16 protein-coding genes are annotated in these 12,076 nt (G+C 71.1%); 11 read left to right on the top strand and 5 right to left on the bottom strand.

From position 1 onward, the window contains the following. Positions 1 to 67 precede the first annotated feature (67 nt). The 8 genes from ACZ3HQ_RS05830 to ACZ3HQ_RS05795 are packed head-to-tail and all read left to right on the top strand — an operon-like array spanning position 68 to position 3,912. Positions 68 to 418 (top strand): gas vesicle protein GvpO, encoded by a 351-nt coding sequence (locus tag ACZ3HQ_RS05830; RefSeq protein ID WP_467508361.1) that lies wholly within the window; start codon positions 68 to 70, stop codon positions 416 to 418. A 24-nt stretch (positions 419 to 442) separates the two neighbouring features. Continuing rightward, positions 443 to 910 carry a gas vesicle structural protein GvpA gene (locus ACZ3HQ_RS05825; RefSeq protein ID WP_467508360.1) on the top strand — a complete coding sequence of 156 codons (468 nt, stop codon included), beginning with the start codon at positions 443 to 445 and terminating at the stop codon, positions 908 to 910. Positions 911 to 913: 3 nt separating this feature from the next. Beyond that, positions 914 to 1,627, top strand: a complete 714-nt coding sequence (locus ACZ3HQ_RS05820; RefSeq protein WP_467508358.1) for a GvpL/GvpF family gas vesicle protein — start codon at positions 914 to 916, stop codon at positions 1,625 to 1,627. Between the two features lie 20 nt (positions 1,628 to 1,647). Continuing rightward, entirely contained in the window at positions 1,648 to 1,896 is a 249-nt protein-coding gene (locus ACZ3HQ_RS05815; RefSeq protein WP_467508357.1) for a gas vesicle protein GvpG, read from the top strand. 47 nt (positions 1,897 to 1,943) lie between these two features. Continuing rightward, entirely contained in the window at positions 1,944 to 2,474 is a 531-nt protein-coding gene (locus ACZ3HQ_RS05810) for a gas vesicle protein (protein ID WP_467508355.1), read from the top strand. Further along, on the top strand, positions 2,467 to 3,273 hold the full coding sequence (locus ACZ3HQ_RS05805; RefSeq protein ID WP_467508353.1) for a GvpL/GvpF family gas vesicle protein: 807 nt from the start codon (positions 2,467 to 2,469) through the stop codon (positions 3,271 to 3,273). Before ACZ3HQ_RS05810 ends, ACZ3HQ_RS05805 begins: the two co-directional genes overlap by 8 nt. Further along, positions 3,270 to 3,512 carry a gas vesicle protein gene (locus tag ACZ3HQ_RS05800; protein ID WP_467508351.1) on the top strand — a complete coding sequence of 81 codons (243 nt, stop codon included), beginning with the start codon at positions 3,270 to 3,272 and terminating at the stop codon, positions 3,510 to 3,512. The genes ACZ3HQ_RS05805 and ACZ3HQ_RS05800 overlap by 4 nt, the downstream gene beginning before the upstream one ends. Further along, the gene (locus ACZ3HQ_RS05795; protein WP_467508349.1) at positions 3,502 to 3,912 is read left to right on the top strand and encodes a gas vesicle protein K; all 411 of its coding nucleotides are present in this window, start codon (positions 3,502 to 3,504) and stop codon (positions 3,910 to 3,912) included. The genes ACZ3HQ_RS05800 and ACZ3HQ_RS05795 overlap by 11 nt, the downstream gene beginning before the upstream one ends. A 21-nt stretch (positions 3,913 to 3,933) precedes the next feature. Here the strand turns inward: ACZ3HQ_RS05795 and ACZ3HQ_RS05790 are convergent, their stop codons facing one another. Together ACZ3HQ_RS05790 and ACZ3HQ_RS05785 are read right to left on the bottom strand one after the other, a co-directional pair. Then, positions 3,934 to 6,258, bottom strand: a complete 2,325-nt coding sequence (locus ACZ3HQ_RS05790) for an FdhF/YdeP family oxidoreductase (RefSeq protein ID WP_467508347.1) — start codon at positions 6,256 to 6,258, stop codon at positions 3,934 to 3,936. Positions 6,259 to 6,364: 106 nt separating this feature from the next. Then, on the bottom strand, positions 6,365 to 6,883 hold the full coding sequence (locus ACZ3HQ_RS05785) for an SRPBCC family protein (protein WP_467508345.1): 519 nt from the start codon (positions 6,881 to 6,883) through the stop codon (positions 6,365 to 6,367). Positions 6,884 to 7,002: 119 nt separating this feature from the next. On the opposite strand from ACZ3HQ_RS05785, the gene ACZ3HQ_RS05780 reads away from it, so the two are divergent. Further along, positions 7,003 to 8,004 (top strand): SDR family NAD(P)-dependent oxidoreductase, encoded by a 1,002-nt coding sequence (locus ACZ3HQ_RS05780; RefSeq protein WP_467508343.1) that lies wholly within the window; start codon positions 7,003 to 7,005, stop codon positions 8,002 to 8,004. Between the two features lie 72 nt (positions 8,005 to 8,076). Here ACZ3HQ_RS05780 and ACZ3HQ_RS05775 read toward each other — a convergent pair whose 3' ends face one another. Further along, positions 8,077 to 8,490 carry an SRPBCC family protein gene (locus ACZ3HQ_RS05775; RefSeq protein ID WP_467508342.1) on the bottom strand — a complete coding sequence of 138 codons (414 nt, stop codon included), beginning with the start codon at positions 8,488 to 8,490 and terminating at the stop codon, positions 8,077 to 8,079. Positions 8,491 to 8,510: 20 nt separating this feature from the next. Beyond that, positions 8,511 to 9,521 carry an aldo/keto reductase gene (locus ACZ3HQ_RS05770; RefSeq protein WP_467508340.1) on the bottom strand — a complete coding sequence of 337 codons (1,011 nt, stop codon included), beginning with the start codon at positions 9,519 to 9,521 and terminating at the stop codon, positions 8,511 to 8,513. 136 nt (positions 9,522 to 9,657) lie between these two features. On the opposite strand from ACZ3HQ_RS05770, the gene ACZ3HQ_RS05765 reads away from it, so the two are divergent. After that, positions 9,658 to 10,566 (top strand): LysR substrate-binding domain-containing protein, encoded by a 909-nt coding sequence (locus ACZ3HQ_RS05765; protein WP_467508338.1) that lies wholly within the window; start codon positions 9,658 to 9,660, stop codon positions 10,564 to 10,566. On the opposite strand, the gene ACZ3HQ_RS05760 is transcribed toward ACZ3HQ_RS05765, so the two are convergent. Next, the gene (locus ACZ3HQ_RS05760; RefSeq protein WP_467508336.1) at positions 10,556 to 11,740 is read right to left on the bottom strand and encodes a baeRF3 domain-containing protein; all 1,185 of its coding nucleotides are present in this window, start codon (positions 11,738 to 11,740) and stop codon (positions 10,556 to 10,558) included. The two genes, ACZ3HQ_RS05765 and ACZ3HQ_RS05760, sit on opposite strands and share 11 nt — an antisense overlap. Positions 11,741 to 11,894: 154 nt before the next feature. Here ACZ3HQ_RS05760 and ACZ3HQ_RS05755 point away from each other — a divergent pair, with 154 nt between their 5' ends. Next, positions 11,895 to 12,068: a hypothetical protein gene (locus ACZ3HQ_RS05755; protein WP_202448138.1), complete on the top strand. Its 174-nt coding sequence runs from the start codon at positions 11,895 to 11,897 to the stop codon at positions 12,066 to 12,068. Positions 12,069 to 12,076: the final 8 nt, after the last annotated feature.

The raw sequence follows: 12,076 nt of genomic DNA, 5'->3' as shown, positions 1-12,076 counted from the left end.
TTCATGCGTGGAATCTGGCGCCCGCTCCGGCCGTACCGGAGAGGCCGCTTCGACCACCGGAGAGACCATGGCCGCAAGCGAAGAGCCCGCCAAGCGGCGGACCGGCAGCAGCCGGGCCACCGGCCGGCGACCGGCCGGTGAGCCGCACCACCGCCCGTCCAAGGGCCCCGCCTGGGCGATGCGGACCGCGGCCGAGCAGCTCACCGAGCTGATCGGCCGGGCCCCGGATTCCGTCTCGGCGCTGAAACCGACGAACGACGGTTGGGAGGCCGACGTAGAGGTGCTCGAACTGGAGCGAGTGCCCGACACGACCAGCGTGATGGCGACCTACCGCGTCTCCCTCGACAAGGAGGGCGACCTCGTGGCCTACGAGCGCACGCGCCGCTACACCCGAGGGCAGATCGACCGGCGCGGCTGAGACCCGCCGGTGAAGGGAGGCACCATGACCGTGGTGCCGCAAGGCGGAGGCAATGTCACCCGCGGCGGTGGCAGCGGCAGCCTCTACGACGTCCTGGAACTCATCCTGGACCGCGGCCTGGTGATCGACATCTTCGTCCGCGTGTCCCTGGTGGGCATCGAGATACTGAAGATCGACGCCCGTGTCGTCGTGGCCAGCGTGGACACGTATCTGCGCTTCGCGGAGGCGTGCAACCGGCTGGACCTGGAGGCGGGGCGCAAGGCGCCGGCCCAGCTCACCGACATCGTCGGCGACACCGTGGAGAGCGGCGCCAAGGGCAAGTCCAAGGGCGCCCTGAGCGGGGCCGCCGAGGCGGTCACCGACTCCCTCAAATCGGTCACCGGCGGCGGCAGCGAGGAGGACGAGGGCGACGAGGAAGAGCGGGAACCGGCGCGGAAGCGGCGGCCGGCCAAGCGCGCCTCCAAGCGGACCTCGACCCGTGAGAGGGAATGAGCGATGGGCGTCTACGTCTACTCCGTCACCGACAAACAGCATCCCCTGCGCCTCGACGGCCTGCGCGGCGTCGGCGAGTCCCCCGGCCCTTTGCGGGCGGTGACCGCCGGGTCGCTGTGCGCGGTGGTCAGCGACGCGCCCGAGGACCTGCGCCCCAAGCGGCGCGACGTCGGCGCGCACCAGGAGGTGCAGGAGCGGCTCATGGCCGACGGCACCGTACTGCCGCTGCGGTTCGGTCTGGTGGCGGCGAGCGACGACGAGGTGCGGTCGGCGCTGGAGGAGCGGGCCGAGGAGTACACCGACCGGCTCCAGGAGCTGGCGGGCTGCACCGAGTATCACCTGAAGGTGGCGCAGGACGAGGACTCCCTGCTGCGTCAGATCCTCGCCGAGTCGGACCAGGCACGGCAGCTCAACGACGAGATCCGCGACGGCACGGCCGACCCGTCCGCCGCGATGCGGCTCGGTGAGCTGGTGGCCCAGGAGGTGCAGGCCCGGCAGGAGGCGCTGGCCGCCGGTGTGGTCGAGGCGCTGCGTCCGTTCGCGCGCGACGTGGACTCCACGCAGCCGACCGGGTCGGACTTCCTCAGTGTGTCGTTCCTGGTGGCCGGCGATCAGGAAGAGGCTTTCCTCACCACGGAGTTGAGCGTCGCCCATCAGCTCGGCGAGGGTCTCGACTTCCGGCTGAACGGCCCGCTCCCGCCCTACAGCTTCGTCTGAGCACCCGGAACGGAAATTCCATGGGCCTGTTCACCCAGATCCTCACCCTCCCGCTGGCACCGGTGCGCGGTGTCGGCTGGGTGATGGAACGCGTCCTGGAGGCGGCCGAGGACGAGTACTACGACCCGGCGCCCGTCAAGGCCGAACTCGCCGCGCTGGAGAAGCAGTTGCTCGCCGGGGAGATCGACGAGGAGACCTTCGACCGGCGCGAGGACGAACTGCTCGACCGGCTGGAGGAGATACGGAACTTCCGCGGAGAGCAGTCCTGATCGGGCACGGGTCCTGATCCGGCACTAGGGAACACGAGGCCACCATCGTGAGTGAACCACTGGGCAACCGGCTCGGCTCGTCCCCTTCGCGGGCGGCCCAGCCGTACGGGCAGGGTTCGTCCGCCAACCTCGCCGACATCCTCGAACGCGTGCTGGACAAGGGCATCGTGATCGCGGGCGACATCCAGATCAACCTGCTCGACATCGAGCTGCTGACCATCAAACTCCGGCTGCTGGTCGCCTCCGTCGACAAGGCGAAGGAGATGGGCATCGACTGGTGGGAGCACGACCCCTCGCTGTCCTCGCGGGCCAGGAACGAGCACTCGCTCGCCGAGGAGAACCGCCGCCTGCGGGAAGAACTGAACGCGCTCAGGCAGCCGGAGGAGCTTCTCGAGGCCGAACCGGAGCTGCTCGACGAGGAGACGGAATACGAACCCGAGGAACCCGAGGAAGAGGAGGGGGAGGAAGAGGCGGAGATCGAGGACGTCGAGGTGGAGGAAGAGGAACCGGAGCCCGAGCCGGAGCCCGCGCCGAAGCCGCGCCCCGCCCGCCGCCGGAAGCGGAGCCGCGATGAGTGACCTCATGACCTACGTCTACGGCGTGACCCGCGCCGACGACACCCTGCCGGAGCGCCTGTCCGCGCTGGAGGGCGTGGTCGGCGCCCCCGTGCGTGTGGTCCCCGGCGGCAACGGGCTGGCGCTGGTGGCGAGTTCGGTACCGGCGGAGGACTTCCGGGAGGAGGCGCTGCGCCGCCGGCTGGAGGACCTGGACTGGCTGACCGCGGTGGCCCGCGCCCACCACGGAGTGGTGGAGGCGGTCGCCGCGCACACCACCGTGCTGCCGCTGCGTCTGGCCACCGTGTATCTGGACGACACCCGGGCGCGTGAAGTTCTGGACGAGTCGGGGGAGTTGTTCACCGACCGGCTGGCCCTGCTGTCCGGGCACGTCGAGTGGGGCGTGAAGGTGTACGTGGACCCCTCGGCCGCGCCCGAGCCGGTCCCCGCCCCCGCCGACACGGAGTTGAGCCCCGGACGCTCGTATCTGCGCGGCCGCCGGCAGCAGCAGCGCCACCGGGACACCGCCCACCAGGCGGCCCAGCGGGCGGCCGAGGGCATCGAGGCGGCGGGACGCGCGTACGCCAGTGAGCGGGCCCGGCACCGGGTGCAGCAGGGGGCGCTGGCCGAGGCGGCGGGCGAGAACGTGGTCAACGACGCGTATCTGGTGCCGCTGGAGCAGGGCGACGCGTTCCGGGCCGAGGTGCGGCGGGCGGCGGAGGGACTCGCGGGGGTGCGGGTCGAGATCACCGGGCCGTGGGCGCCGTACTCGTTCGCCATGGGGCCCGAGCAGACCGGCGATCCGGCGGGGGCCGGGCCGTGACCACTCCGGACCGGCAGGCCGCGACCGAGCCGCTGGCGCAGCGGCAGGTCGCGCTCATCGACCTGCTGGACCGCCTGCTGAGCGGCGGGGTGGTGCTCACCGGCGACGTGGTGCTCTCCATCGCCGGCATCGACCTGGTCCGGGTCTCGCTGCGGGCGCTGATCGTGTCCATCAGCCCGGAGGTGCCGTCGCCGTTCGCGGAGCCGAGACCGATCGAGCGGGGCGAGCATGACGGCTGACGCGGAGCGGGGCGGGCCGGAGCGGCGCAGGGCGGAGGTCGCGGCGGCCGCCGAGCGGGCGTTCCGGCTGCTGCCCGCGGCACCCGGCGAACTCACGGCCTCCGACGAGCGGGCGACCGTACCGGCGCGCCGGATCACCGCCGATCCGGACACGGTGGAGCGGGACCTGATGAAGCTGGTCCTCACCCTGGTCGAGCTGCTGCGTCAGCTCATGGAGCGGCAGGCGCTCAACCGGGTCGACGCGGGCGACCTGAGCGAGGAGGAGGAAGAGCGGCTGGGGGCGACGCTGATGCTGCTGCACGACCGGATGACCGGGCTGTGCGCGCGGTACGGCCTGACGATGGAGGACCTCAACCTGGACCTGGGTCCGCTGGGCACGCTGCTGCCGCCCCCGGAGTGAGGGCGGCAGCGGCGGCGCGGGTCAGTCGTGCCAGTGGGTGGGCTTGGTGCCGGGAGGCGGGCTGCTCGGTTCGAGCCGGACCACGAAGCCCTTGGAGGTGGGCTGGTTGCTGATCTCGGCGACGCTGTCGAGCGGGATCAGCGGCTGCACCTCGGGGTAGTACGAGGCCGCGCACCCCCGGCTGGTGGGATACGGGATGACCTCGAAGCCCTCCACCCGGCGGTCGACGTCGTCGTGCCAGACGCCGATGATGTCGACGAACTGCCCGCGGACCAGCCCGAGATCGACCATGTCCTCGGGGTTGATCATGATGATGTTGCGGCGTCCGTGGATGCCGCGGTAGCGGTCGTTCTCGGTGTAGGGGATGGTGTTCCACTGGTCGTGCGAGCGGGTGCTCTGCAGGATCAGGTGGCCGGGGGGCGCGGCGGACATGTCCCACTGGTTGACGGTGAACATGGCCTTGCCGGTGGCGGTGGCGTAGACGCCCTCGTTGACCGGGTTCGGCAGCTTGATGCCGCCCGGCCGGGCCACCCGCCGGTTGAAGTCGTAGAAACCGGGGATGATCTGGGCCACCCGGTCGCGGATGTTGCCGTAGTCGGCCTCGAACTCGAGCCAGGGGATGTCGACCTTGTCGCCCAGGGTGCGCTCGGCGAGCCGGCACAGGATGGCGACCTCGCTGAGCAGCAGCCGGGAGGCGGGGCGGAGTTTGCCGAAGGAGGTGTGCACCTCGCTGGAGGTGTTCTCCACGGTGACGAACTGGACGCCGCCCGCCTGGATGTCGATCTCGGTGCGGCCGAGGCAGGGCAGGATCAGCGCGGTCTCGCCGGTGACGGTGTGCGCCTTGCTGAGCTTGGTGGAGATCTGCGCGGTGACCTTGCAGCGGCGCATGGCCTGGTCGGTGACGTTGGTGTCGGGGGCGGCGCGTACGAAGTTGCCCGCCAGCGACAGGAACACCTTGACCTTGCCCTCGGCCATCGCCTTGACGGCCTTCACCGCGTCGTAGCCGTGGTGGCGGGGCGGCTCGAAGCGGAACTCGGACTTGAGCGCGTCCAGGAACTCGTCGGGCATCTGCTCCCACACGCCCATGGTGCGGTCGCCCTGGACGTTGCTGTGTCCGCGCACGGGGCTGGCGCCGCACCCGACCCGGCCCAGGTTTCCGCGCAGCATCAGGAAGTTGATGATCTCGCGGACGGTCGGCACGCCGTGCCGCTGCTGGGTGACACCCATGGCCCAGCAGACGATGACGCTCTTGGCGTGCATGACGTAGTCGTGGGCCTCCTCGATCTGCTCCCGGGTGAGCTGGGTGGCGGTGAGGATGTCGTCCCAGGAGATGCTGCGGGCGTGCTCGGCGAACTCCTCGAAGCCGGAGGTGTGCCGGGCGATGAAGTCGTGGTCGAGCACGGTGCCGGGCGCGGCGTCCTCGGCCTCCAGCAGCAGCTTGTTGAGGCCCTGGAACAGGGCCAGGTCGCCGCCGCTGCGGATGTGCAGGAAGAGGTCGGAGATCTTGACGCCGTCACCGATCACGCCCCGCACCTGCTGCGGGTTCTTGAAGCGCATCAGGCCGGCCTCGGGCAGCGTGTTCACCGCGATGATCTTGCCGCCGTTGTCCTTGCACTCCTCGAGCGCGGACAGTTGGCGCGGGTGGTTCGTCGCCGGGTTCTGTCCGACCAGGAAGATCAGGTCGGACTGGTAGATGTCGTCCAGCGAGACGGTGCCCTTGCCGGTGCCGAGCGTCTCGTGCAGGCCGAAGCCGCTGGTCTCGTGGCACAGGTTGCTGCAGTCGGGCAGGTTGTTGGTGCCGAAGGCACGGGCGAAGAGCTGGAGCACGAACGCCGACTCGTTGCTGGCCCGGCCCGAGGTGTAGAAGCAGGCTTCGTCCGGGGAGTCCAGGGACTTCAGCTCGTTGGCGAGCAGGTCCAGCGCGTCGGCCCAGCTAATGGGCTCGTAGTAGTCCGAGTCGGCCCGCTTGATCATGGGCTCGGTGAGGCGGCCCTGCTGGTTCAGCCAGAGGTCGGATTGCTCGTTGAGCCAGGAGACGGGGTGGGCGCGGAAGAACTCGCGGGTGATCCGGCGCCCGGTGGCCTCGTCGTTGATGTGCTTGGCACCGTTCTCGCAGTACTCGTTCATGTGCCGGTGGCCCGGTGCCGGGTCGGCCCATGCGCAGCCGGGGCAGTCGATGCCGCCGACCTGGTTCATGGTGAGCAGGGTCGTCGCCGTGGTCTTCAGCGACGCCTGGTCGAGGGAGTACTCCAGGGCGTGCGTCACCGCGGGGACACCGGCCGCCCACTTCTTGGGCGGGGAGACGGTCAGCGGCTCGTCGGGCTCGTGCTTCGGCGCCTTCTTCATGGGAAATGCCTCTCGCTGTTGTCCTGTCGCCCCGCTTTCCCGCGGGACGACAGGGGGTCCGCTCCCCCCGGTGTCGCGTGTCGTCGTCCGGATCAGCCGAAGGCGGTCAGCCGACGGGCCACTTCGGGACGCGGCTCCTGGGCGGGTCGGGCTCGGAGGGCGAGACCCGGCCGTTGTGGATGGAGCCACGCCAGGCGCCGCTGGCGTCCCCGAGCCCCTCGATGAACTCCTTGAAGTTCTCGAGCGACTCGCGGACGACCCGGCGCGCCCGGTCGGCGGAGCCCGGCAGCCGGCCGCTGAGCCCGTGCGGCTCGATGTGCATCTTCACCGTGATCACGGTGCGGTCGGGCGCGGCCTCGCGGAAGGACACGTCGCCCCACAGCCAGGGGTCGCGCCCCACGCTTCGCCAGGCGATCAGCGAGTCCGGTTCCTGCTCCACGATCTCGGCCATGAACTCCTTGCTGAGGAGCCCCGCTTTGACCTTCCACCGGGTCATCGCCGGGCCGACCTGGTCCACTCGCTGCACGGCGTTCATGATCCGGGGAAAGCTCTTGAACTGAGTCCACTGGTCGTACGCGGTGCGGACGGGTACTCGGACCTCGACCGACTCCTGGATGCTGCTCATGGTCCACCTGCTTCCCGGCACGGATGAACCCAGTCTTACCGGCCCGCGCAGCGGTCGCCACAGCGCGGAACGGCGGGTCCGGAACCGCATCTGCGAGCTTTTCAGCGAGAGGTGAGGACATGACGCGTAGCGACGACACCTTGTCCCAGGGGATGTCCGCCCTGGTCACCGGCGGTTCGCGGGGTCTTGGGCTGCTGATCGCCGGGGAACTGGCGGATCGCGGATGCGAGGTGACGGTACTCGCGCGGGATTCCGAGGAATTGGGCCGGGCGATGGGCTGGATACGCCGCCGCACCGGCCGTACGGTGCGCGCGGTGGTGTGCGACGTACGGGACGAGGGCGCGGTCACGGCGGCGGTCGACGAGACGGCCGCGGCGTACGGCGGGCTGGACGTGGTGATCGCCAACGCGGGTGTCATCCAGGTCGCGCCGGCCGAGACGGCGGGCAGCCGCGCCTTCCACGACGCCATGGCGACGATCTTCGACGGCACCCTGTACACCTGCCTGGCCGCACTCCCCCATCTGCGCCGCAGCCCGCACGGCGGCCGCCTCGGTCTGATCGGCTCGGTCGGCGCGCTGGTCTCCCCGCCGCATCTGGTCCCCTACTCCTGCGCCAAGGCGGCGGTACGGGCGCTGGGCGAGGGGCTCCAGGCGGAGACGGCCGGGAGCGCGGTGAGCGTGACGACGGTCCATCCGGGCCTGATGCGCACCGGTTCGCATCTCCAGGCGGAGTTCGGCGGGCGGGCGGAGGAGGAGTACGCCTGGTTCTCCGCCCTCTCGGGCACGCCGGTGCTGTCCATGGACGCGGAGCGCGCGGCGCAGAAGGTGGTCCAGGCGGTGGAGCGCCGCCGCACCCGCGCGGTCCTCACCCCCGCCGCCCGCCTGGCCTCGGTCGCCCACGGTGTGGCCCCCACCGCCACCACCCGGGCCACCGGCCTCGCCGCCCGCGCCCTCCCCCGCCCCCCGGGCGACGACAACCCCCACCCCCTGCGCCAGGGCCACTCCCTCCAGTCCCCCCGAACCCCCTGGCGCCGGGCCCTCACCAAAGCCGGCCGAGCCCTGAACGACCGAGCCTCCCACCGCTACAACCAACGGACACCGGGACCACCTACGAGTACGTGAGCCGTTTCCCCCAGGTGAGCGAGTACCGGCGCAGTACGTGCGCACGGCCTTGGCGACCGGCGCGGCCGGGAGCTACCCCAGCGTTCGCTTCAGTGCCGCCAGGCCCTCGGTGTAGATGCCGTGGAACAGGGCGACCGCTTGCTCTTCCGGGACGCCTGCCGGGGTGAAGGTGCCCGACCACTCGACGCGGGCGGTGGCCTGGTCCGGGAGGGGGTGGACGGTGAGGGTGGAGAGGTAGGCCGTGACCGGGAAGGGGGCCTTGAGGATGGTGTACGTGTAGCTGCGGGAGGCTTCGTCGAAGGACATGAGGCGTTCCACGATGGTGTCGCCCTCGGCGTTGGCCAGGGTGCGGACGCGGCCGCCCTCGCTCAGCGTGCTGCCCGGGATGTAGGGGAGCCAGTCGGGCAGGGAGCCGAAGCCGCCGATGAGCTGCCAGACGTGCTCGGGGGTGTGGGGGACGTCGATGTACGTGCCGGTGCTTGCCATGGTGTTTCTCCGGTCAGGGGTCAGACGGTGGGGACGGGAGCGGCGGCGGAGATCAGGCCCTCCGCGCGCAGGTCCGCCCAGAAGGCGGCCGGGACGCTCTCGTGCAGCGCGGCCACGTCCTCCGCGATGCGGCTGGGCCGGGTCGCGCCGGGGACGACGGCGGCGGTGGCGGGGTGGGCCAGGGCGAACTGGAGGGCCGCCGCCTTGATGGAGACGCCGTGCCGCTCGGCCAGCGCCTTGATCCGGTCCACCTTGTCGAGGATGGCCCGCGGTGCCTCCTGGTACTCGAAGTGCCGTCCGCCCGCGAGCACACCGGAGCTGTAGGGACCGCCGACGACCATGTCGACCCCCTGCTCGGTGGCGGCCGGAAGCAGCCGCTGGAGCGCGCGGTCGTGGTCGAGCAGGGTGTAGCGGCCGGCCAGCAGGAAGGCGTCCGGACGGGGCTCGTCGAGGTCCAGGGTCAGCTCGATCGGCTCGACCTTGTTGACGCCGAGGCCCCACGCCTTGATGACACCCTCGTCGCGCAGCCGCTGCAGCACCCGGAACGCGCCGGTGCGGGCGGTCTCGTAGCGCGCGAGCCACTGGTCGCCGTGGAAGTCCTGGGCGATGTCGTGGACCCAGACGATGTCCAGCCGGTCGGTGCCCAGCCGCTTCAGGGAGTCCTCGACGGAGCGCAGGGTGGCGTCGGCGGTGTAGTCGTCGGTCATCCGGTTGGGGCGGCCGTGCTCGAAGAGCCCGCCCTTCTCGCCCAGCTCGCGGGCGGCCGGGTCCTCGATGTCGTCGTGGATGACGCGGCCGACCTTGGTGCTGAGCACGTACTCGTCGCGCGGGCGCCCGGCGAGCGCCTCGCCGAGGCGTATCTCGGACAGGCCGGCGCCGTAGAAGGGCGCGGTGTCGAAGTAGCGGACGCCCTGGTCCCAGGCGGCGGCGACGGTCGCGGCGGCCTCTTCCTCGGGGATGGCCCGGAACATGTTGCCGAGCGGGGCGGTGCCGAAGCCCAGGGGGCCCGGGAGGAGGGACTTGATACCCATGTGAGCGTGATCCTTGCCTTGTGCGGGTTTCGCGGGCTTTGCACTGGTCCGCGCTGCTTGCTCTGTCGAGGCTAGGATCGAAGCTTGAGACTGTCCAAGACTTGCTTGGACACACTTGAGTCCCTGGAGGTCTCACATGCTGGATCTGCGCCAGCTCCGCTATTTCGTGGTCGTCGCCGAGGAGGAGCACGTGGGCCGCGCGGCCGAGCGCCTGCACATCTCGCAGTCGCCGCTCAGCCGCCAGATCGCCCAGTTGGAGAAGAACCTCGGCCTGACCCTGTTCGAGCGCGGCCAGCAGCGTATCCGGCTCACCGCCGACGGGCGCGTCTTCCTCTCCGAGGCGAAGGCACTGCTCCGGCACGCCGACCGGCTGGAGAACCTGGGCCGCCGCCTCGGCCGGGGCGAGGAGGGCGGACTGTGCATCGGGTACACGGTCGACGCCATGCACACCGGGGTGCTCCCGCGCGCGCTCCGGGAACTCCACGGCGAACGGCCCGGCATCCACGTCGCCCTCTACAACGTCCCCGCCGCCGAGCAGTTCGAGGGCCTGCGCAGGCGCAGCCTGGACATCGCCCTGGTCCCGGAACCGCCCGCCGAGGACGACCCGGACCTGCGGGCCGCGCTGCTGCTGGACGACCCCCTGCTGCTCGCCGTGCCCACCGGACACCCCCTCGCGCAGTCGCCCGAGGTGGCCCCGGCCGACCTGGAGCAGCAGCCGTGGATCGCGGTGGAGAACAGCCGGCGCCCGGCCTGGCGGGACGAGTTCATCGCCGCCTGCGCGGCCGCCGGCTTCACCCCCGACATCCGGCTGGAGGCGTCCGAGCCGCTGACCGCGCTCGGTCTGGTCGCCTCCGGCCTCGGGGTGGCGCTGATCCAGCGGAGCATGCTGCGCGGTCCGGTCACGGGGGTGACGGTACGCGAACTGCCCTGGCTGGACATGTCCGTTCGGCTGTGGGCGGCCTGGCATGCGGTCGATCTGCGGCCGGTGGTCGCCTCGTTCCGTACGACCGTGCTCGACGGCGGCCCGGACGAGGTCAGTACCTGAGCAGGGCCGCCACTCCCCCGGCCTCGGCGAGGGTGCCGTCGGGGACGAAGAGGATCTGGGAGTCGGCGTCGATGGCGCGGTCCACCAACTGCTCGATGATGTCGGTGGCCACACCCATGGTGTGCGGCGGCGGTTCGATGTCCGGCCTGGGGTCGGGCAGGGTGACCGGCTCGGGCACCTCGACCAGCTCCAGCACCCGGCCGTCCCCGGTGATCCGGCCCGCGAGGTCGAGCCCCTCCTCCACGATCAGCCGCGCCACCCGCTTGTCCGCGACGGCCGTCCAGACCTCCAGCGGCCCGCCCGCGTACTTGCCGAGCCCGCGCGCCTCGCCCAGCGCGTCGACCGCTTCCGCGACCTGCTTCTCGCGGAACTCGGCGAGGACCGGCTCCAGTCGCTTCATCAGGTCCTTGGCCCGGTCCTTGTCCATCCCGGCCAGCGGGAGCGTGCCGGCGATCATGTTGCCGTGCGTGGTGACGGTCTTGAACGCCGAGAGGATCTTGTCGCCGCCGATGACGAACAGCGGCAGGTCGCCGTCGTGCTCCTCGACCGCGTCGCCCAGCCGCTTGTCGACCATGCGGAGGTACTGCTCGACCCGCGCCTTGTGCCCCTCGTACGGCGCGGAGTGCGGGATCGCGCCGGGCAGCGCGTCCTCCGGCGACGGGATCTCCGGGGCGCACGGAAAGCCGTGGTGCTCGACCTCGTCCAGGCGTTTCACCGAGCCGTGGTAGAGGCGGCACATCTCCTGGTCGAGCACGAGCACGAGGAACGGCCGGGACCGCTGCTCGGCGGCTTCCAGATACCGCGTCAGGAACTGGTCGGCGAACTCCACGCGCGGGCGCACCGGCGCGAGGGACGTCATCTGCCAGACCTGGACCGGCTCGTCGGCGGCCACGTAGACCACCATGGCGTCGTCCGGATGGAAGGGGTCGGCCACCTGCTCGATCACCGTGGTGTCCAGCATGTGGTTCCGCAGCTCCAGCCGGGTCTCCCGCGAGACGTCCGGGTCCTCCGCCAGCCGGCGCTTGGCCTCGGTGACGAGGTCGCGCAGCAGGATGCGGTCCTTCTCGCTGAAGGGGAAGTCCGGATCGGTCGGCATCACCAGGGTGATGGCGGGGTACGGCCTCGGCTCGCTCAGAGCGGCACGGATCTCAGGAGTCAGCTCAGAGGTATGCACCAAGTCAGCGTCGCATCGCGCCCCCGCGCCCGCACCTCGAAACGGGGCCCGGCCCGGTCGCCCGAATGGCGGAGCGGGAATACCATGAACCGTAACGAAACGGGCGCCGTTGTGCGCCGGTGACCGGATCTCCGTGCGAGCAAGGAGTCGAGTCATGCGTAAGAACTCCCCGGTGAAGGGGCATCACGGCCTGGGCGCGCGGGGGCAGGGCAAGCAGCTCTACTACCACACGCAGATCCCCGAGGCAGCCGCCCGGCAGGCGAAGGACCAGCAGCACTACCCGCGCCAGCAGCAGGAGCGCAAGCAGTCCAACGGCCGCTGGACCTGAGCGTTCAT

The sequence above is a fragment of the Streptomyces sp. NPDC018263 genome (assembly GCF_055562575.1).
Note: the sequence above shows the minus strand (reverse complement) of the source record. Positions and strands in the feature narration are given on the sequence as shown.

What these genes read in the sequence shown, in the direction of transcription:
- ACZ3HQ_RS05830 (WP_467508361.1), top strand. Translation starts at nt 68, where the DNA reads ATGGCCGCAAGCGAAGAGCCCGCCAAGCGGCGGACCGGCAGCAGCCGG.
- ACZ3HQ_RS05825 (WP_467508360.1), top strand. Translation starts at nt 443, where the DNA reads ATGACCGTGGTGCCGCAAGGCGGAGGCAATGTCACCCGCGGCGGTGGC.
- ACZ3HQ_RS05820 (WP_467508358.1), top strand. Translation starts at nt 914, where the DNA reads ATGGGCGTCTACGTCTACTCCGTCACCGACAAACAGCATCCCCTGCGC.
- ACZ3HQ_RS05815 (WP_467508357.1), top strand. Translation starts at nt 1,648, where the DNA reads ATGGGCCTGTTCACCCAGATCCTCACCCTCCCGCTGGCACCGGTGCGC.
- ACZ3HQ_RS05805 (WP_467508353.1), top strand. Translation starts at nt 2,467, where the DNA reads ATGAGTGACCTCATGACCTACGTCTACGGCGTGACCCGCGCCGACGAC.
- ACZ3HQ_RS05795 (WP_467508349.1), top strand. Translation starts at nt 3,502, where the DNA reads ATGACGGCTGACGCGGAGCGGGGCGGGCCGGAGCGGCGCAGGGCGGAG.
- ACZ3HQ_RS05790 (WP_467508347.1), bottom strand. Translation starts at nt 6,258, where the DNA reads ATGAAGAAGGCGCCGAAGCACGAGCCCGACGAGCCGCTGACCGTCTCC.
- ACZ3HQ_RS05785 (WP_467508345.1), bottom strand. Translation starts at nt 6,883, where the DNA reads ATGAGCAGCATCCAGGAGTCGGTCGAGGTCCGAGTACCCGTCCGCACC.
- ACZ3HQ_RS05780 (WP_467508343.1), top strand. Translation starts at nt 7,003, where the DNA reads ATGACGCGTAGCGACGACACCTTGTCCCAGGGGATGTCCGCCCTGGTC.
- ACZ3HQ_RS05775 (WP_467508342.1), bottom strand. Translation starts at nt 8,490, where the DNA reads ATGGCAAGCACCGGCACGTACATCGACGTCCCCCACACCCCCGAGCAC.
- ACZ3HQ_RS05770 (WP_467508340.1), bottom strand. Translation starts at nt 9,521, where the DNA reads ATGGGTATCAAGTCCCTCCTCCCGGGCCCCCTGGGCTTCGGCACCGCC.
- ACZ3HQ_RS05765 (WP_467508338.1), top strand. Translation starts at nt 9,658, where the DNA reads ATGCTGGATCTGCGCCAGCTCCGCTATTTCGTGGTCGTCGCCGAGGAG.
- ACZ3HQ_RS05755 (WP_202448138.1), top strand. Translation starts at nt 11,895, where the DNA reads ATGCGTAAGAACTCCCCGGTGAAGGGGCATCACGGCCTGGGCGCGCGG.